Below are 19,462 nucleotides of genomic sequence, written 5' to 3' on the forward strand. Positions count from 1 at the left end.
CGGATGTTTCGCCCCGGCGACCGGACCCGACAGGCCCGGACCAGCCAAGGGGCCAAGGGAGGGCCATGGCAACCAGGACCAGCGAGAACGGCGGATCGCCCGAGAATCAGGAGGTCGATCCCGATCTCGAACGCCGCCGCCAGCAGCGCCGCCAGGAGCTGACCTACCTGCGCCGGGACGCGGAGGTGGCCCACGAGGCCCATCTGCAGGCCAGGGCCGACGCTGTGCGCGCCAAGGCCAAGGCCAAGGCTGCACGGATCATGACCAAGGCGGAGATCAAGGCTTCGCGGATCGAGGGCATCCCCGACATGGAAATCGAGCGCAAGGTCCGTCTGGACGTGCACGGACGCCCCAAGCCACTACTGCGCGGCTGGATCCACGCCGTGGCCGCCCCCCTGGCCCTGGCCGCCGGCATTGTGCTGATCTGCCTGGCCCACGGCACTGGGCTCAAGCTGGCCTGTGCGGTCTTCATGGTCGCCTCGCTGGCCCTCTTCGGCAACTCCGCCCTCTACCATCTGGGCGACTGGACCCCGGGGACCACGGACGTGCTGCGCCGCCTGGACCACGTCAACATCTTTCTGCTCATCGCCGGCACCTACACGCCGATCTCCTTCGCGCTGGACCCCTTCTGGCGGCGGATCATCATCCTGGGCATGTGGGGGGCCAGCCTGGTGGCCATGATCGTCCACGTCTTCTGGATCGATGCTCCCCGCTGGCTCTACACCCTGGTCTACGTGGTCTTCGGGGTTTCGGGTGTAGGCTTCCTGAAGCTCTTCTGGGACTCCCCCATGGCCGGTCCGCCGGTGGTGTGGCTGATTGTGGCCGGCGGCCTGGCCTACATCCTGGGGGCGATTGTCTACGGTCTGCGACGGCCGGACCCCTGGCCCCGGGTATTCGGCTTCCACGAGATCTTCCACTGCGGCACGGTCATCGGCTACGCCTGCCATATCGTGGCCATCTACCTGGTGGTCTGCAATCTGCGCTGAATAAATGGCCAGTCTGGTGGTCTTTTCATCAAGCTCCGCCCAACAAAGACCATCGGTCTGCCGTACGAATCAAGCGGTCGCCCATAGAGCGGTCTCTTATAGAAGAAGCCGCCCTCCGTCGACCAGGGCGGGGAGTGGCTTCATTCAGGCAGGGCTGGGACGGTGAGGGGTCGTCCCGCTACTTGAGGGGCTGGGCATCCTTGACGGTGACCGAGATGTCCTTGCCATTGGGAGCCTTGTAGGTCACGGTCTGACCCTTCTTGGCACCCATCAGGGCCGCGCCGATGGGCGACTCGGGGCTGATGACGTCGTAGTCGGTGGCCACGGTCAGATCCCTGGAGCCCAGTACATAGACCATTTCGTTGCCGGCCATGGTCAGGGTCACCAGGGAGCCATTGCCCACCGTGCCCGCCTTGGGGGCCTTGAGGATCTTGGCGTTGCGCAGCTTGACAATCAGCTCGTTGATCCGCCCTTCGTTCTTGCCCTGCTCCTCGCGGGCAGCCTGATAACCGCCGTTCTCGCTCAGATCGCCCTCGGCCCGAGCCGCCGCGATGCGTTCGGTGATCTCGTCGCGGTACTCGCCCTGACGGTGGTCAAGCTCCTCCTTCAGCTTGTCGTAAGCGGCCTGTGTCAGCAGAATCGTCTTTTCCTCAGCCATGTGATTCCTCCTTGTTTGATGCACTTGTCTCGTGGCCCGACCTGAACTGCAAAGTCAAGGGTATGAAAAAGGCGCCGGCCCTCACCGGCGCCTGGAGACCCTTGTCTACCGTGTCGATATGATGTCGATCACGAAAACCAGGGTATCGTCGCCGCCGATGCCCGCCTGGGGCATCCCCTGACGACCATAGCCATACTCCGGCGGAATGGAGACCACTAACCTGGACCCCACGTTGTGACCGGGCACCGTCTGGTCCCAGCCGCGAATGACCTGCCCGACGCCAATGCCGAAGCTGGCCGGCTGATGACGCTGGAAGCTGGAGTCGAAGACCTGATCCGAACCCCAGACGACACCGTGATAGTTGACGGTGACGGTATCGCCCTTGCGGACGACCGGACCGTCCCCCTCGACCAGCTCCACGGCGCGCAGCCCGCTGGGTGCCGGACCATGGAAGGTTATGGTCGGCGTGGCGCCGAATTCGGCGTTCACCTCGGGCATGGATTGGTCACTCATGACAACTCCTTTGGTTTTCTTGCGTACCAGAGTATCGGTTCGTCGGCCGGGTGACAAGTTGCGACACTGCCCTCCAAGCCGATGAGGCCTTGGTGCCCCGGGTGGGAATCGAACCCACAAGCCGGTGAAGGCGGCGGATTTTAAGTCCGATGCGTATACCATTTCGCCACCGGGGCCGTAACCCATAACGCCTTAGTATATCATTCGCGCAGGAGGGTCCGACCGTAGTCCAGGACCAGGCCATCCAGGAGGCCGTGCTCGCTGGCCACATAGGTACCCGAAGCCAGCGCGCTCGGGCTGGCCTGACCCAGTCGCTCCAGCAAACGGCTCCAGATCAGGGCGCCCCCGCCTATCACATCCACACGTCCTGGATGGATGGTCTTGAGCTTCCGACGCTCCTGACGGCTCATGGTCAGCACCTGGTCGTCAACCCGGCGGGCCGCATCAACGGAAATGGACTGGCCATCGACGGCATGGCGATCGTAGACCTGGCATCCCAGGGCCAGGGCGCTCATGGTGGTGACCGTGCCGGAGACCCCGATCAAGCTGCCCACCCCGGCTACAGGAACCTGGTCGAAGGCCCGGTCAATCCAGTCGTCAACATCCCCGAGGGCCTGGTCAATCTCTTCCTGAGTGGGCGGATCATCCAGCAGATGCCGCTCGGTCATCCGAACGGAGCCGATGTTCATGGAGTAGGAGGCCCTGACCTGATCCACGGGCAGATTCTTTCCGTCCCCGCCCAGGACCAGTTCGGTGGATCCGCCACCCAGGTCGACCACCAGGTATGGTGCAGGCGGCATGTCGTCGCTGCCCCGCTGCTCCAGCACGCTGACCGCGCCCAGAAAACTCAGCGAGGCCTCCTGGGAGCCGCTGATCACCTCGGGCGTGACCCCCAGGATGGAGCGCACCCCCTCCTCGAATTTTTCTCGGTTGTCGGCATCCCTGGTGGCCGAAGTGGCCACAAAGCGCAGGCCATCCACAGGATGCTCCTGCAGTTGCTGGGCGAAGAGCCGACAGGCCTCAAAGGCTCGCTCCAGGGCCTGGTCGGAGAAGCGGTGGTTGCGGTCCACACCCTCCCCCAGACGGATGACCCGCATCAGCCTGGGAGCCACCGGGTGGAGTCCCTGCCGGTCAACCCGGGCCATCAGCAGACGTATGGAGTTGGTGCCGCAGTCCACGCCCGCCACCGTCACCTGATCCATGGAAACCCCCTTCATAGCTTCTCTTGTCGATCCTCTTGCCGGGATGCCTCACACCAGGGCTGGGCACACCTGCAGACCTGCGGATCGAACACCTGACGCACCAGACCCAGAACCCGGTCACCCAGGGGATTGACCCCGGGGCCCATAACCAGGGACTGGGCGGTCAGAGCGTGCAGACACTTGACCCGCTTGGGCATGCCCCCGGCCGAGATTCCCGTGATGTGCCCCTCGTCGTCGCCCAGCCGCTGGGCCAGGGCAGAGCGGAAGGCCAGATAGAGCTCGTGGGCCCTGCGGTAGGCGCTGGCCAGGTTCGCATCCGAACCCAATTCGGTGTTCCAGTCGGCCATGATGCCGTCGGCCTCAAGTCGTGAGACGGCCTTGACGGCCTCGGGGCTGGTCAGATAGCAGGTGGTCGGAAAGGGCGTGCCATCCTCCAGCCGGGGCCGGGTGACCACAGCCAGGGGGTTGCCACAGACACAGCGGGCGCCGACGGCCACCATGCCCCGCGGATAGCGGCCAAGCTGCCGGTTCACGACGGCTATCTGATCCGGTGTGGCCGGAGTCGCCAGAAGCTCCTGGACTCTTCCTCTTACCGCGGCCAGATCCCGGTCAGCAACCTGGCCGGAAATTTCGACCTTGTCCTGCCCAACCTGTGGCTCGACCCGGGCCTTGTCGCCGGCTTGAGGTTCCACTGCTGCCTGGGGCCTTCCCTGGGCCTTGATCACGCTGTCCTCGTCTTTCCTGATTGTTTGCCGATGATGGGTTCATTGACTGTTGACGCAACGGAATCCGAACCTTCGGAGTTCACTGCGCTCCCCCGCCCTTGGATGGAGAGGGACTGTCAGAGCCACCTGGACTGTTGGAACCAACTGGACCAGCAGATCCGCTCGGACTGGCTCCGTCACCAGGTTGCTGACCTGCGCTCCCCTTGCTCCTATTGCCCACCGGGTCCTGGTCGGCCTTGGCGAAGGAGTAGGCCATCTCCTGATACCAGGGCAGGGAGTTCCTCCTGGGGGCCCGAACCCCCTTGCTCCCGGCCTGGTCCTTGTCCTTGCTGCCCGTGACCGCCTCCGGATGCAGGACCCGGATGGCCTCCTCGTCGGGGAAGACGAATCCCAGACGGTCCCGGGCCTGGGCGGTCACATAGGCCTTGTCGTCCCAGCGGCGGATCTGGTTCTCCAGTTCACGCTTGTGCTCTACAAGCTGGGCCTGCTGGTTGCGCAGGCCGTTGAGCTCGGAAAGATTGATGGCGTAGGCGTGGAAGGTGGAGACCAGCTGAATCAGCCCCAGGGCCACGACGATGACCGCCACAAAGAAGGTGATGGGTCCCGACGACCGCCTGCTTGTCCGCCGGTCGGCGCCGTCACGTTTGTTCTTGGCCATACCCATAAAAATACCCGCGGCAGCCGACGCGGACCGCCACGGGTGAAAGACTTCACGGTCGGGTCAAAACCTGCAGAGGCTCCGACCCGACCGGCAGGACCTTACTTGGTGTACTTCTTGCAGGCCTTGAAGGCGCTGTAGCCGGCGTACTCGGCGGTGGAGCCCAGCTCCTCCTCGATCTCCAGCAGACGGTTGTACTTGGCGATGCGCTCGCCACGGGCCGGGGCACCGGTCTTGATCTGGCGGGTGTTCTTGGCCACAGCCAGGTCGGCGATGGTGGTGTCGGAGGTCTCGCCGGAACGGTGGGAAACCATGGAGGTGAATCCGTTGGCGGTGGCCAGCTCGATGGCGTCCAGGGTCTCGGTCACGGTGCCGATCTGGTTGAGCTTGACCAGCAGGGAGTTGGCGGCCTTCAGGTCGATGCCCTTCTGCAGCCTCTTGGGGTTGGTCACCAGCAGATCGTCGCCCACGAACTGCAGGCGGTCGCCCATGGCGGCGGTGATCTTCTGCCAGGCGCCCCAGTCCTCCTCAGCGAAGGGATCCTCGATGGAGACCAGCGGATAGCGCTCGACCAGACCCTGGTAGTAGTCCAGCATGTAGTCGGCGTCGCGGTCCTCGCCATCGAAGTGGTACTTGTCGGTGTCCTTGTTGTAGAACTCCGAGGAGGCCACGTCCAGGCACAGGCCGATCTGCTTGCCGGGCTCGTAGCCGGCGGCTTCAATGGCATCGACGATGTACTTCAGGGAGTCCTCGTTGGACTTCATCTTGGGGGCAAAGCCGCCCTCGTCGCCCAGGCCGGTCTCGTGGCCGTCCTTCTTGAGGATGCCCTTGAGGGTGTGGTAGACCTCGACGCCGGCGCGCAGGGCCTCCCGGTAGGAGTCGAAGCCGTAGGGGGAGATCATGTACTCCTGGATGTCGGTGGCGAAGTCAGCATGGGCGCCGCCGTTCATGATGTTCATGTTGGGCACAGGCAGGATGTGGCCGTTGGTGCCGCCCAGGTAACGGTAGAGAGGCAGTTCGGCGGACTCGGCAGCCGCATAGAGCGCAGCCAGGGAGACGCCCAGGATGGCGTTGGCGCCCAGCTTGCCCTTGTTGGGGGTTCCGTCCAGGTCAATCATGGTCTCGTCCAGGGCGCGCTGATCGGTGGCGTCCATGCCGATGACATTGGGAGCGATAGTCTCATTGACCGCCTTGACGGCGTCCAGCACACCCTTGCCCTGATAGCGCTTCTTGTCGCCATCCCTACGTTCCCAGGCCTCGGCCTCGCCGGTGGAGGCACCGGAGGGAACCAGACCACGCCCCTCGGCGCCGTCCTCGGTCTGCAGAACGACCTCGACGGTCGGGTTGCCACGGGAATCAAGAATTTCGCGCGCGAACACGCTTTCAATTGCTGCCACAACTGCTCCTTCAATAAGTTGTTGTGATGTCTCTTACAGGATACTAGTTTTGTTGGACGGGCGCGGGACCCGCTGGCGTGCCATCATCGGAGGACTTGGGCAGCCCCCAGGCCAGGTCGTCCAGCAGGATGTCCACCCAGGCGGTCATAGCCGCCGAATCCATGGGTCCCGAACCCAGGGAGCCCGCGAAGGGCGCCGGGATCAGCAGGGTCTGCGTCACCGGGCGGTACTGGCTGCCCTTGTAGATGCGTGCAATCCTGGCCTGGAGGGAGTCGGGCATGGCAACGGGCCTGATCCGCACCCTGGAGCCCTGGGAGGCAATCTCCACAATGCCCAGGGAGCGAGCCTTGGCCCGGAGCCTGGCCACCGCGAATAGGGTGTCGAACTGGGCCGGCGGACGACCGTAGCGGTCGGTCAGCTCCTCGTGCAGGTCGCGCAGGTCCTGCTCGTTGCGGGCCGAGGCCAGCTTGCGGTAGGCCTCCAGACGCAGCTTGTCTGAGTCGATGTAGTCCACCGGAATGGAGGCCTCCAGGGGCAGGTCGATGCTGACGGTGACCGGCTCGGTCCGCCCGGGCTCCTTGTACTCCTCCACCGCCTCGGAGACCATGCGCACGTAGAGGTCGAAGCCGACCCCCTCGATGTGGCCGGACTGCTCGTCGCCCAGCAGGTTGCCGGTGCCGCGCAGCTCCAGGTCCTTCATGGCCACGTCGTAGCCGGACCCCAGGGCCGTGTTCTGGGCGATGGTGGCCAGCCTGTCGTGGGCGGTCTGGGTCATGGGCTTGCTGGGGTCATAGAGGAAGTAGGCGTAGGCGCGCTCCCTGCCTCGTCCCACCCGGCCGCGCAGCTGGTGGAGCTGGGAGAGCCCGAAGCGGTCGGCCCGGTCCACGATCAGCGTGTTGGCGTTGGGTATATCCAGGCCGGTCTCGACGATGGTGGTGCAGACCAGCACATCGATGTCCCGGTGCCAAAAGTCGCGGATGACCCCGTCCAGCTGCTTCTCCCCCATCTTGCCGTGGGCCACGCCCACCCTGGCCTCGGGGACCAGGGTCTGTACCTTGGCCGAGACCTTGCCGATGTCCTCCACCCGGTTGTGGATGTAGAAAATCTGCCCCCCACGCAGCAGCTCGCGGCGAATGGCCGCCGTCACCTGGGCATCCTCGTAGGCGCCCACATAGGTCAGGACAGGCAGACGGTCCTCGGGGGGCGTGGCCAGGGTGGACATCTCCCGGATGCCGGTCACCGCCATCTCCAGGGTGCGGGGAATGGGCGTGGCCGACAGGGACAGGACATCCACGTTGGTCCGCATGGCCTTGAGGGTCTCCTTGGCCTCCACGCCGAAGCGCTGCTCCTCGTCCACGATCATCAGGCCCAGATCCTTGAAGCGGATGCGCGGGTTGAGCAGCTTGTGGGTGCCGATGACCACATCCACGGCTCCGCTGGCCAGGCCCTCCATGGTGGCCTGGTTCTCCTTGGCGGTCTGAAAGCGGCTCATGGCGGCCACATCCACCGGGAAGCCCTCGAAGCGCTCGGTGAAGGTCTGGTAGTGCTGCTGGACCAGCAGGGTCGTGGGCACCAGGACCACCACCTGCTTGCCGTCCTGGACGGCCTTGAAGGCGGCACGAATGGCTATTTCGGTCTTGCCGAAGCCCACATCCCCGCAGATCAGCCGGTCCATGGGCACCGGCTTCTCCATGTCGGCCTTGACTTCGTCGATGGCGGTCAGCTGGTCGGGGGTCTCCTGGTAGGGGAAGGCGTCCTCCAGCTCCTTCTGCCAGGGGGTGTCCGGGCTGAAGGCGAAACCCTTGGTGCGCTGCCGGGCCGAGTAGAGCTTGACGAGGCCCTGGGCGATCTTGTGGACGTGCTTGCGGGCCTTGGCCTTGGTGGCCGACCAGTCGGATCCGCCCAGCTTGTTGAGCCTGGGGATCTCGGCGCCGATGTATCGGCTGACCTGGTCCAGTTGGTCGGCCGGCACGAAGAGCTTGTCAGGCGGGGCATTGCGCTTGGAGGGGGCGTACTCCAAAACCAGATACTCCCGGCTGCCCTTGCTGGGGCCCACGCCCACGCTGCGCTGACGCATGCCCAGGAAGCGGCCGATGCCGTGCTGGTCGTGGACCACGTAGTCGCCGGGCTTGAGCTCGTCCAGGTCGATGGCCTTGCGCCGACGGTTGGAGGTCTTGCTTCCAGCGGCCACGCTGGTACGGCCGGTCAGGTCACGTTCGGTCAGCAGGGCCAGATGGGCGGACTGGTCCACGAAGCCGTCCACAGCCAGGGAGCGGTGGTACTCCACCCCGACAACACCGGTGGTCTGCACGGCCCGACGCAGACGGCTGAGCGTCCCCTGAGCCGGAGCGGTCACCACAACCCGGTCGCCGCGCTCCAGCAGGGAAGCGATGCCCGAGGCGGCCCGGTCCTCGTCGCCGCGGTACTGGTCAGGTGCCAGGGCATCCAGACGCTCGGCCCCCTCACGGTCCGGATCCACCGACAGGTCGGTCAGCTTCCAGACCTCCCCCTTGCGGTACTCCAGGGATGTGATGACCTCGTCGTAGTCCAGGAAGCTGGCCCTGTCGAAGCTGATGGGCGCGCCCGAGCCCTGTCCTGAGGCGGCCACATGCCAGCTGGCGGCCAGGAACTCGTTGGCGGTCTTGACCAGGTCCTGGGCGGACCGGGCCAGCAGCTGCGGTTCCGACAGCAGAATCAGAGCGCCCTCGGGCAGCATGGACCCCACCGGCACCAGGTCGTCGACCAGGGCAGGCAGAAGGGATTCCATGCCCTCCACCGGAATGGCCTGGGCGATGGACTCCAGCATGTCGTCGGCGTTGGGAATGCTCCCGATCAGGGAGCGGGCACGGGCGCGGACCTGGTCGGTCAGCTGCAGCTCGCGGCAGGGCGGCGCCCAGATCCGGTCCAGGTCGTTGCCGTAGGTGCGCTGGTCGGAGGCATGGAAGCTGCGGATGGTGTCCACCTCGTCGCCAAAGAACTCGATGCGCACCGGGTGGGCCATGGTGGGGACGAAGACATCCAGGATGCCGCCTCGAACGGCGAACTGGCCGCGCTCCATGACCAGGTCCACCCGGGTGTAGGCATTGCGGACCAGGGCTTCGACCGCCTGGTCCAGGGGCAGCTCCTGGCCGCGCAGGAAGACCAGGGGCTCCACATCCTGCAGACCCTTGACCACCGGCTGCAGCAGGGAGCGCACGGGCATGACCAGGATGCGGATGGGTCCGAAGTCGGGATCGTCCTGGACCGGATGGGCCAGCCGCCTGAAGACGGCCATCCGGGAGGCCACGGTGTCTGCCCGGGGCGAGAGCCGCTCGTGAGGCAGGGTCTCCCAGGAGCGCAGCAGGGCTACGTCACCCGGGTCGCCCTCATACCAGGAGCGGATGGCACCGGTCATCTCCTGGGCGTCACGCTCGGAGGGGACAACCAGGACGACCGGTGCCCGTACGGCTGCTGCGGCGGCCAGGGCCGGCCTGATGCCCTGGGGAGCCTGGACCATAAGGGAGGTGTCGGTGTCAGCCGCAGGTTCGGAGTCCCCTTGGACCAACCTCTTGAAGGCAGCATCCGCCTGCAGGTCGTCCAACAGAGGACGCAGGGACCCGTTCAACGATTCCTTGCGCTCCGACTTCTGGGTATCCTCATCGACCATTGAACTGCTCCTGAGCCTGGCTGAGGCCCTTGGTAATGACGATTTCTGCGGCATCCGCGCCGTCGGCCAGAAACTCGGGCAGACGTTTGCGCTGATCGCCGACAAAGGTGCCCAGGACCCAGTCCACAGTGCGGCGGTGGGCCTCCGGGCCTCTCCGGGCATGTCCCACGCCCATGCGAACCCGGGCGTATGCGTTGCTGCCCAAAGAGCGGTCGATGGAGCGGATGCCGTTGTGCCCGCCCGAGGACCCACCAGCCTTGACCTTGATTCGGCCGAACTCCAGGTCCATGTCGTCATGGATGACCACGACCCGGCCAACCGGTATGTGGTAATAGGAGCAGATGGAGGCCAGGGCATCGCCGGAGTCGTTCATGAAGGTCAGCGGCTTGGCCAGGAAGAAAGGTATGCGCCGTTCGTCAAGATCCAGGGTGCCACGGCCCAGTTGGGCCAGACCCTTGTGGTCGCGCAGGTTGACCGACCATCGTTCGGCCAGCAGATCGGCGCACATGAAGCCCATGTTGTGCCTGGTGCCCTCATACTCGTCACCCGGGTTGCCCAGTCCGGCTATCAGCCAGAAATCGGATGCCATGTAGGTGATACCTCCTGCTCTCAAACGGGACGGTGAGATTCTACACAGGCTCCCCGACCCCGTTTCGCTCAAGGGACAGGCTCCAGTAGGAGACATCATGCAGGGCGAACCTGTCCCAGGCGGCCTGGGGCAGGAGGCCGAAGCGGCTGAACCCGAACCGCTGCAGCAGGGCCTTGGAGGCCGAGTTGTCATCGAAGATGATGGCCACGGCCAGACGCATGCCCTCCTGCTGGGCGCACTCCAGCAGGGAATGGACCATCAGGGCCCCCAGGCCCCGGCCACGGCTGTCGCGGTCCACGTAGTAGCCCAGCTCGCAGGTCTCCTGGTAGCCGGACCGGTCGTAGTAGGCCGACAGGGAGCCGAAGGCCAGCACCTTGCCCTCCTGCTCCAGGACCAGGACCGGATGGCCCTGGTCCGGCTCGTGGCCCAGCCACCACTGCAGGCGCTGGTCCAGGCTGACCGGGGCCGTATCCGCTGTGGAACCACCGTCCATGACCGCCTGGTTGTAGATGGCGGTGACCGCCTCCAGGTCCCCGCGACGGCAGAGCCGGATGCGCGGGGTGGCGCTCACTTGTTGCCGCCCTCCTGGTCGGAGGCTTCCTTGAGGGCTTCACGCAGGCGGTTCTGCGCCTCGCCGTACGCGCTGAAGTCGCCCTTCTTCAGGGCGGCATCGCCGTCGCTCATGGCCTGGTTGGCCTTGTCCAGGGCCTGTTTCATGGCCTGCCCTCCTGTCGCCGATGCCCCGCCGGACCCGGTGGTCTTGTCAGGGGCCTTACCGGATTGCCCGCTCTGGTCAGCGTCGGAATTGGTGCGTCCGGTATTGTCGGCATCACCTGCCGATGCGCCCGAGTTGCCCTGGAAGGTCTTGTCAAGGGCCGCATCCAGCGTCGCCGAGGAGGAGACCTTGTCTCCGAAGGCCACCAAAACCCGCTTGAGCAGAGGGAAGCTGGTGGCGCCGCTGGACTGCACGTAGACCGGCTGGATGTAGATCAGTCCGCCGCCTATGGGCAGGGTCAGCAGGTTGCCGCGTTTGACCTTGGTGGACCCGGACTGGAGCAGGTTGAGCTCGGTGGAGACCGCAGCATCCGAATTGAAGTTGTTCTGGGCCTGCCCAGGGCCGGGCACATTGGAATTCTTAGGTAGCTCCATCAGCCGGATGGTCCCGTAGTCCGGTCCTATCACCCCCTTGGTCGATCCGGCGTCGGAGTCCACGGACAGGAATCCGGTCAGGATCTCCCTGGTGGAGGTGCCGGCGGGGATGAAGGTGGAGGTCAGTGAGAAGGCGGGCCTGTCGGTCCCCGGGGTCTGCAGGGTCAGATAGTAGGGAGGCTGCTTGATCCCCGCTGTCTGCTCCTTGCTGGTCCCGGTCGGATCCACGGGGGTCTGCCAGAAGTCCTCTCCGGAGAAGAACTGGCTGGCCGAGTTGACGTGGTACTGGGACAGGAGCTGGCGCTGCACCTTGAACAGGCTCTCCGGGTAGCGCATGTGGCTCATCAGGTCGCCCGAGATGGACGAGAGCGGCTTGAACTGGCCGGGGAAGACCTTCTGCCAGGCCTTGAGCACCGGATCCTTTGCATCCCAGGCATACAGGTCCACCGAACCGTCGTAGGCATCTACCGTAGCCTTGACGGAGTTGCGGATGTAGTTGGCCTTCTGGGAGCCCAAGCCCTTGACGGCCTCCGAGCTCAGGGTGGTCGTGTCCTGGGTGATGGGTCCCAAGTCCACCTTCTGGGAGTAGGGGTAGGCGTCAGAGGTGGTGTAGCCGTCGACGATCCACTTGACACGTCCGTCAACCACAGCCGGGTAGACGCGCCCGTCCAGGGTCAGATAGGGGGCGATCTGGGCCACACGCTCCTTGGGTGAGCGGTTGTAGAGGATCTGCGAATCGGGGGTGACGCGGTCCGAGAAGAGGATCTGGTCGGATCCGAAGCGGATGGCGTAGAGGACCCGGGCCAGGAAGTTGCCCACCGAGGGACCGCCGTTGCCCTTGAAGGTGTTGGTGGCGCCCTTGGAGCCGGTGGGATAGTCGAACTCCCAGCCCGACGAGCCCTGTGGCGCGCCGACGATGGAATACTCGGGCGCGTTGGGCGAGAAGTAGATTCGCGGCTCGTAGTGCTGGCTGTCGGTCAGCTTGCCCTTGGTGGGGATGTCCTGCTCGAAGAACTCGGGCTGCCCGTCCGGGGTGACCTTGTTGCCGTAGGCGGCCACGATGCCGTAGCCGTGGGTGAAGACCGTGTGGTCGTTGACCCAGTTGCGGTTGTCGTTGCCCTCCAGGTCCAGCTCGCGAGCGCCGATGACCGTGTCCTGGCTGACTCCGTCGATGTCGTACTTGTCGACGGCCAGGGTGTCCTCGAAGGTGTAGTACTGCTTGGACTGCTGCAGCTGGCGGAAAGTGGGGGAAACCACCTGGGGATCCAGCAGACGAATCTGGGCGGTGGTCTCCGCATCACGGGAGAGGGCGCCCGACTGGACCTCGGTGGTGGCGTCATAGGCCTCGGTCTTGAGCTTGTCCAGACCATAGGCCTTGGTGGTGGCGGCGATGTTGCGCTGGATGTAGGCGGACTCCATCTCCTGGGCGTTCGGGTTGACCCGGAAACGCTGGACCAGTGCCGGCCAGAAGACGGTCAGCAGCAGGGACAGGACGATGGTGACGGCCACAGCCAGGACTGGCACCCGCCACTGCTTGACGGCCGAACCCAGGGAACCTGCATGGATACGGCCGGGTTCCAGGGTGCGAGAGCGCAGAATCCAGACGGCCAGGATGATGCCCAGCAGGGCCATGACCACGGACATGATCAGGGTGACGGGGATGGCCGCCTTGACCGAGGTGTAGGAGGCACCGGTGATCCGATCGCCCTCCTCGGTCAGCCTGCCGAAGACGCCCAGTGCGGTATCACCGGCCCAGACCAGCATGAACAGGACCAGCCAGACGGCCACCTGACGACGGGCGGGACGGGTCATCTCCAGAATGCCGCGTCCATGCACGGGCATGGTCAGCCGAATGCCGCCCATAAGGAAGTTGGTGACCAGGCTGAAGACCGTGGCCGCCAGCAGCATCATCAGCAGGGAGGAGACCAGCAGCTGCAGGCCGGGCAGGATGAAGACATAGAAGCCGTTGTCCAGGCCGAACTGGGGGTCGCGCACCCCGAAGGACTGGGCGTTGAAGAGCAGGAGCACCTGCTTCCAGTCCGCGTTGAACTGGAAGCCGAAGAAGACGCCGACGACCAGGGAGACCACCACGGCCACCTTGAGCGCCGTGCGTGAGGAGACTCCTTTGCCTACCTCGATCAGATCGCCCTTGACCCTGATGGTGGACCCGTCAGGCGAATCGGGACGGCTGCGAATGGCCAGGATGGCCGAGAGCAGGGTCACCGCGGCCAGCAGCAGGGCATAGGCCAGCCAAAGTCCCACCTTGATGCCCAGCTGGGTCCAGACGATCTGGGCCGCCCCCAGCTGGGAGAACCACATGACGTCAGTGATGAAGCGGCTGAGCGCGAACAGGAGCAGGAAGACGACCAGGACGACTGCCACAACCACGGCCAGGATCCGCGAACCCCGCGAGGGCCCGTCATTGCCCTTTCTGCGGGAAGTCAGCCGGGGGTCACCTGGTCCGGGGAAGCGAAAACGGGGTGTGCCGCCGCCCCCCTGGCCGGGACCTTCCCCATCGGTTTGCACGTGCAGGATGACCGGGTCGTCTTCATTGCGACGCCGGCCTGGTCCTCCTGGACCGCCCTCAGGGTCGAACATGGAACCGAAGAAATCAAAGAATGACATGTACCTACCCTACATGAGACGGCGGTCTTGAATGGCTTGCCGGTAGACCTCCTCCACCTGATCGGCCACGGTGGTCACGTCGTAGCGGTCCAGGAGCGCAATCTGGTCATGGCGCACCTTCCGCCTCCAGGAGGGGTCCCCCAGGGCCTGGGCAACTCGCCGGGCCAGCAGTTCGGGGGTGTTGGGCGAGTCGACGGGCACCAGAGCCCGCTCATCGCCCATCAGGGTGGACCGGTAGCCGGGATTGTCCCCGGCCAGCACCGGAGCCGTGCCCGAGGCGATGGCCTCCAGCAGGACGATGCCGAAAGACTCGCCCCCGGTGGAGGGAAAGACGGTCAGGTCGGAGGAGGCCAGCAGGGCGGGCTTGTCCTTCTCGTCCACAAAACCGGGGAAGGCCACCGGGGTATGCAGGGCGGCGGCCTGTCGACGGCAGTCCTCCAGCAGCGGACCCTTGCCGGCCATGGTCACATGCAGGCCTTCGGGCAGGATGCCGGCCCGCTCCCCCGCCCGGAGGGCCGAGAGCAGGATCCCTGCCCCCTTGCGTGCCACAAATCGTCCAAGAAAGACCAGATGCGGCCCCTGGCCGTGCAGGCGCGCCACCTCCTGGTCGCCGGCGGCCTGACGGGCCTGGCGCAGGGCGGCCACGTCCACGGGGTTGGCCACCACCCTGCTGGGCACACCGGCGGTCTGCTTTGCATAGCCGGCCGCCACAGGTGAGACCGCGATGACCCTGTCGATGCGTCTATGGGTCCGGCGGTTGATTATCCCCAGCAGCCGGCCGCCCAAGAGCTGCAGATTCCCTGTGGGGGCGATGTGATAGGTGGCCACCAGGGCCGTTGCAGGGTCTGCGGCGCGGATGACCCGCCCGGCCAGGAAGGGACTGTAGGGTGCCTGAACATGCAGCAGGTCGAAGTGCCCGGCCTCCAGGACCCGGCGGATGGGCGCCTTGGGCGCAGGCAGAGGTATGCGCATCCTGTTGCCGTTGAAGGAGACCATGACGTTGCGGGACAGGGAGTGGACCCCATCAACGGGCGGATGGGCGGTCTGACCGACCAGGTACTGGACCCTATGGCCCCGCCTGCCCAGCTCCCGTCCCAGGGTCAGAATGTGCTGTTGGACCCCGTCAAACACATCCAGGGTGTCATCGAAGACGAACCCAATGCTGAGCGTCACTGAGCGTCCTGGCCTGCTTCAGGCTCGGTCCCTGCAGCCAGCTGACGACCCTTGAGGGCCAGGGCCACCAGGTGCCGGTCGGCGGCCTCGCGCGCCTGCTGCTCGTCGTTGCCCGAGTCCAGATTGTCCACATAGATGGTCTCCACCTGGGCGACCTGGCAGTACTTGAGGAAGGTCTGCCTGCGCAGCTGGTTGTCCAGGGCCTCACCAACGCCGCTGGACTGGTACCATTCCTTTTCCCCGCCGGTCAGCATGATCAGCTCCACCCGGCGCCCGGCCAAGGCCCCCGGGGTTCCGTCAGCGTGGTAGGCGAAGCCCCGACAGATGACCCGGTCGATGAAGCCCTTCATGATGGCCGGCATGCTGTACCAGTAGACGGGGAAGACCAGGGCCAGCACGTCCGCATCCCTGATGCGCTCCTGCATGGCCTGGACATCCTCGGGCAGGGGTCCCTGGCCCAGGTAGTGGGTCCTGTCCTCCATGCCGAAGACGGGATTGAACCCCTCGGCGCAAAGGTCGATCAACTCGGTGCGAGCCCCGCCCTCGGCCGCACCGTCCAGCAGGGCATTGCCCGCCGCATCGGTCAGGCTCTTGGGTTCGGGGTTGGCCGTGACTGCCACGATCTTCATGGGGATTCGCTCCTTACATTCCATTTCGCGCCTGCACCGACTGCGTGCAGACCCTTGTCATTGTCAGTCCTGGCAAGGACGGCAACACTGGTTTGGCAAATGCTTGACACTGCTCCTGGGCCCATCTATGTTATTGGGTGGTCGGTAGGTGAAGCTACCGCATGGACAAGGCATGCTGCCGCAAAGTGGTGGAGACACCCCGCGCAGGTCAACAGTCCCCGTCGGATCAAGGCAGGGACTAATGCAGGGCCAAATACCATGCGAAGCCGAAGCTTGAACGATGACAATGATCGGCGCATGGCCGATCGCCACGCCGTCTTCGAGGCTGCCGACAGGGATGTTCCGCACCTTGGAGGGAGGCCATCGTGAATACTGTCGCACTGCCAGGAATGCTCCGTTCTCCATTGAACGACGACCGTAGCCAGGCATCGCGCTCCACCCGTATATGGACGGGTCTGGCCGTAGCCATAGGCGCTCTGGTCCTATTGGGGGCCCTAGCCTATCTGCTGCCAGCCCTGGGCGCGCCCATCGGCCCGGCCGGGGTACCCTCGCACGTCTCCACCGACCCGGCCAATCTGCCCTATTACGCGCTTCGCTCCCTCTTCCGCATGTTCACGGCCCTGATCATCTCCCTGGTCTTCGCCTTCCTCTACGGACTGGCCGCCGCACGCTCCCGCCGCCTGGGCTCCGTACTCATCCCCCTGCTGGACATCCTGCAATCGGTGCCCGTCCTGGGCTTCCTGTCGGCCACCATCTCCATCTGGCTGGTCCTCTTCCCCGGGTCCATCATGGGCGTGGAGGCGGCCTCCATCTTCGCCATCTTCACCAGCCAGGCCTGGAACATGGCCTTTTCCTTCTACAACTCCCTGACCAGCGAGCCCTCCGACCTGGACGAGGCGGTGAGGCTGATGCGCCTGACCCGTTGGCAGCGCTTCTGGAAGCTGGACGTGCCCAACTCCATGATCCCCCTGCTCTGGAACTGCATGATGAGCATGGGCGGCGGCTGGTTCTTCCTGACCGCCTCCGAGATGATCTCGGTCAACAACAGGACCCTGGCCCTGCCCGGTATCGGCTCCTTCGTGGAGGAGGCCACCGCCGAGCAGGACCTGGGCAAGGTGGGCCTGGCCATCCTGACCATGATTGTGGTGGTCCTATTGATCGACTTCCTGCTCTGGAAGCCGCTGACCGCCTGGGCCGAGAAGTTCCGCTACACCAGCAGCCAGTCCACCGAGCCCCGGCGCAGCCTGGTGCTGACGGTCATCCGCCTGTCCGGGGTCAAGGACCTCTTGGGCCTGGTGGGCCACCCCCTGGCCGACCTGCTGGACCGGATCACCCGCCCCCTGGGCCGGACCGGGGCGCGCTGGAGCCGTGGCGACGGACGCAGGCGGACAGGCGACCTGGTCTGGTGGGCCTGCCTGGCCCTGATTGGCCTGTGGGGACTCTGGCAGCTGGACCGCCTGGTCATCCGCCCGCTGGGCCTGGGCGAGGTCGGCCACGTCTTCCAGCTGGGTCTGCTGACCTTCCTGCGGGTGCTGATCCTGATGGTGGTCTGCACCATCGTCTGGGTGCCCATCGGCGCCCTGATCGGCATGAACCCGCGCATCTCCCGCTATTTGCAGCCCCTGGTGCAGATCCTGGCCTCCTTCCCGGCCAACTTCATCTTCCCCTTCGTCACCATGGTCTTCATCATCTGGCGGATCGACATCAACTGGGGCAGCATCCTGCTCATGGCCCTGGGCACCCAGTGGTACATCCTCTTCAACGTCATCGCCGGGGCCTCGGCCATCCCCGACGACCTGCTGGAGATGTCGCGCAGCCTGGGCCAGAACCGCTGGCAGCGATGGAAGACCCTGATCCTGCCGGCCCTGTTCGGCTCCTGGTGCACCGGCGGCATCACAGCGGCCGGCGGGGCCTGGAACGCCTCCATCGTCTCCGAGGTGGTCTCCTACGGCAAGACCGAGCTGACGGCCAAGGGCCTGGGTGCCTACATCGCCCAGGTGACCGCCACCGGCGACACCCCACGCATCATCCTGGGGGTGGCCGTCATGAGCATCTTCGTGGTCCTGGCCGACCGGTTCTTCTGGTCTCCCCTGCAATCACTGGCGCAACGGCGCTATTCCCTGACATGAGAAGTCTGAGAGGTTCGACAATGACCAAGATCAATTCCAACGGGATCATCACGGCCGAGCACGTGACCAAGACCTACCAGTCCGACAAGGGCGCGGAGCTGACCGTTCTGGACAACATCGACTTCACCCTGCACGAGGGCGAGGTGGTGGCCATCCTGGGCCGCTCGGGCGCCGGCAAGTCCACCCTGCTGCGCATCCTGGCCGGCCTGGTACCGGCCAGCAAGGGCAGCGTCGAATACCGGGGCAAGCAGCTGGACGGGCCCAACCCCGGTGTGGCCCTGGTCTTCCAGAGCTTCGCCCTGATGCCATGGCTGACCGTCAGGGACAACGTCGAGCTGGGCCTGCAGGCCCGTGGCGTGCCCAAGAAGGAACGCGAGAAACTCTCCCTGGCCGCCATCGACGCCATCGGTCTGGACGGTTTCGAAAGCGCCTACCCCAAGGAGCTCTCCGGCGGCATGCGCCAGCGCGTGGGCATCGCCCGAGCCCTGGTCCTCAAGCCGGACGCCCTCTTCATGGACGAGCCCTTCTCGGCCCTGGACGTGCTGACTGCCGAGAACCTTCGCCAGGAGGTCCTCAAGGTCTGGTCCGAGGAGGCGGGCAGCGTCAAGTCGGTCCTGATCGTCACCCACAACATCGAAGAGGCCGTGGAGATGGCCGACCGGGTCCTGGTCCTGGACTCGCATCCGGGCCGGGTCATCGCCAACGTGCCCATCAACCTGGACAGGCCTCGGGACAAGCAGTCCGACCTCTTCCAGTCCTGCGTGGACTACCTCTATTCCATCCTGACCGGCCAGCGCGACAGCGAGGACATCCGCCGCCGTCTGCAGACCAAGGTGCGCAACCGCCAGGCCGTGCGGGACTCGGTGCGGGACGAGGACACCGCCGAGCGCAACCTGCCCGACGCCACCCCCGGCGGCCTGGCCGGTCTGGCCGATGTCATGGTCAACCAGCCCAACGGCATGGACCTGGCCGACCTGGCGGCCAAGCTCTCCTTCGAGGTGGACGACCTCTTCCCCCTGATCGACGCCGGGCTCATGCTGGGCATCTTCCAGGCGGACAACGGGCACGTCAGGCTGACCGACCAGGGCCGGGCCTGGCACGACGCGGACATTCTGGAGAGCAAGGAGATGTTCTCAAAGATGCTGATGGACCACGTCCCGCTGATCCGCATCATCGACCGGGCCCTGAAGAACAGCGACGACAAGAGCCTGCATGGCTCCCTGATCCTGGACCTGCTGCGGGCCCACCACTCGGACAAGGAGGCCGTCCAGCAGTTCGACACCGCCATCACCTGGGGCCGCTACGGCGAGCTTTTCGATTACGACGCCGACGACGACCGGCTGACCCTGGACCCCGAGAATCACACCGAATGAACAACTGCAG

The 19,462-nt window shown here is 65.4% G+C and carries 15 protein-coding genes, 1 tRNA gene and 1 riboswitch; of the genes, 3 read left to right on the forward strand and 13 right to left on the reverse strand.

The genetic code is table 11. The features are described 5' to 3' along the window. The first annotated feature begins 65 nt into the window (after positions 1–65). Positions 66–986, forward strand: coding sequence for a hemolysin III family protein (locus H3V04_RS03330; RefSeq protein ID WP_198187176.1), 921 nt, complete (start codon positions 66–68; stop codon positions 984–986). 178 nt (positions 987–1,164) lie between these two features. On the opposite strand, the gene H3V04_RS03335 is transcribed toward H3V04_RS03330, so the two are convergent. The 13 genes from H3V04_RS03335 to H3V04_RS03395 all read right to left on the reverse strand — a co-directional run bounded on the left by H3V04_RS03335 (position 1,165) and on the right by H3V04_RS03395 (position 15,950). Next, positions 1,165–1,644, reverse strand: a complete 480-nt coding sequence (locus tag H3V04_RS03335) for a transcription elongation factor GreA (RefSeq protein ID WP_024627331.1) — start codon at positions 1,642–1,644, stop codon at positions 1,165–1,167. 105 nt (positions 1,645–1,749) lie between these two features. Continuing rightward, positions 1,750–2,157 carry an FKBP-type peptidyl-prolyl cis-trans isomerase gene (locus H3V04_RS03340; RefSeq protein ID WP_024627330.1) on the reverse strand — a complete coding sequence of 136 codons (408 nt, stop codon included), beginning with the start codon at positions 2,155–2,157 and terminating at the stop codon, positions 1,750–1,752. Positions 2,158–2,247: 90 nt separating this feature from the next. Continuing rightward, positions 2,248–2,333: transfer RNA gene (locus H3V04_RS03345), tRNA-Leu, on the reverse strand. 24 nt (positions 2,334–2,357) lie between these two features. Next, complete coding sequence (locus H3V04_RS03350) at positions 2,358–3,359, reverse strand: Ppx/GppA phosphatase family protein (RefSeq protein ID WP_198187177.1); 1,002 nt, start codon at positions 3,357–3,359, stop codon at positions 2,358–2,360. A gap of 11 nt (positions 3,360–3,370) precedes the next feature. After that, on the reverse strand, positions 3,371–3,961 hold the full coding sequence (locus tag H3V04_RS03355; protein ID WP_232342541.1) for a DUF501 domain-containing protein: 591 nt from the start codon (positions 3,959–3,961) through the stop codon (positions 3,371–3,373). A gap of 202 nt (positions 3,962–4,163) precedes the next feature. Next, complete coding sequence (locus tag H3V04_RS03360) at positions 4,164–4,748, reverse strand: septum formation initiator family protein (protein WP_198187179.1); 585 nt, start codon at positions 4,746–4,748, stop codon at positions 4,164–4,166. 95 nt (positions 4,749–4,843) lie between these two features. Then, on the reverse strand, positions 4,844–6,139 hold the full coding sequence (gene eno, locus H3V04_RS03365) for a phosphopyruvate hydratase (protein WP_024627326.1): 1,296 nt from the start codon (positions 6,137–6,139) through the stop codon (positions 4,844–4,846). 43 nt (positions 6,140–6,182) lie between these two features. Further along, positions 6,183–9,785 carry a transcription-repair coupling factor gene (gene mfd, locus H3V04_RS03370; RefSeq protein ID WP_198187180.1) on the reverse strand — a complete coding sequence of 1,201 codons (3,603 nt, stop codon included), beginning with the start codon at positions 9,783–9,785 and terminating at the stop codon, positions 6,183–6,185. Further along, entirely contained in the window at positions 9,775–10,374 is a 600-nt protein-coding gene (pth, locus tag H3V04_RS03375) for an aminoacyl-tRNA hydrolase (protein WP_198187181.1), read from the reverse strand. The genes mfd and pth overlap by 11 nt, the downstream gene beginning before the upstream one ends. A 40-nt stretch (positions 10,375–10,414) precedes the next feature. Continuing rightward, entirely contained in the window at positions 10,415–10,945 is a 531-nt protein-coding gene (locus H3V04_RS03380; protein ID WP_198187182.1) for a GNAT family N-acetyltransferase, read from the reverse strand. Beyond that, positions 10,942–14,148, reverse strand: a complete 3,207-nt coding sequence (locus H3V04_RS03385) for a UPF0182 family protein (protein WP_198187183.1) — start codon at positions 14,146–14,148, stop codon at positions 10,942–10,944. The genes H3V04_RS03380 and H3V04_RS03385 overlap by 4 nt, the downstream gene beginning before the upstream one ends. A gap of 9 nt (positions 14,149–14,157) precedes the next feature. Beyond that, positions 14,158–15,321 carry a glycosyltransferase family 4 protein gene (locus H3V04_RS03390; RefSeq protein WP_198187184.1) on the reverse strand — a complete coding sequence of 388 codons (1,164 nt, stop codon included), beginning with the start codon at positions 15,319–15,321 and terminating at the stop codon, positions 14,158–14,160. Beyond that, a complete protein-coding gene (locus H3V04_RS03395; RefSeq protein ID WP_198187185.1) occupies positions 15,318–15,950 on the reverse strand; it encodes an NAD(P)H-dependent oxidoreductase in 633 nt (210 codons plus the stop codon). Before H3V04_RS03395 ends, H3V04_RS03390 begins: the two co-directional genes overlap by 4 nt. A gap of 133 nt (positions 15,951–16,083) precedes the next feature. After that, positions 16,084–16,242, forward strand: a riboswitch (M-box (ykoK) riboswitch). A gap of 97 nt (positions 16,243–16,339) precedes the next feature. Here H3V04_RS03395 and H3V04_RS03400 point away from each other — a divergent pair. Further along, positions 16,340–18,079, forward strand: coding sequence for an ABC transporter permease subunit (locus H3V04_RS03400; protein WP_198187505.1), 1,740 nt, complete (start codon positions 16,340–16,342; stop codon positions 18,077–18,079). Between the two features lie 20 nt (positions 18,080–18,099). Then, positions 18,100–19,452 carry a nitrate/sulfonate/bicarbonate ABC transporter ATP-binding protein gene (locus H3V04_RS03405; protein WP_373564657.1) on the forward strand — a complete coding sequence of 451 codons (1,353 nt, stop codon included), beginning with the start codon at positions 18,100–18,102 and terminating at the stop codon, positions 19,450–19,452. Positions 19,453–19,462: the final 10 nt, after the last annotated feature.

Source organism: Bifidobacterium sp. M0353 (assembly GCF_016100645.1).
Lineage (GTDB): Bacteria > Actinomycetota > Actinomycetes > Actinomycetales > Bifidobacteriaceae > Bombiscardovia > Bombiscardovia choladohabitans.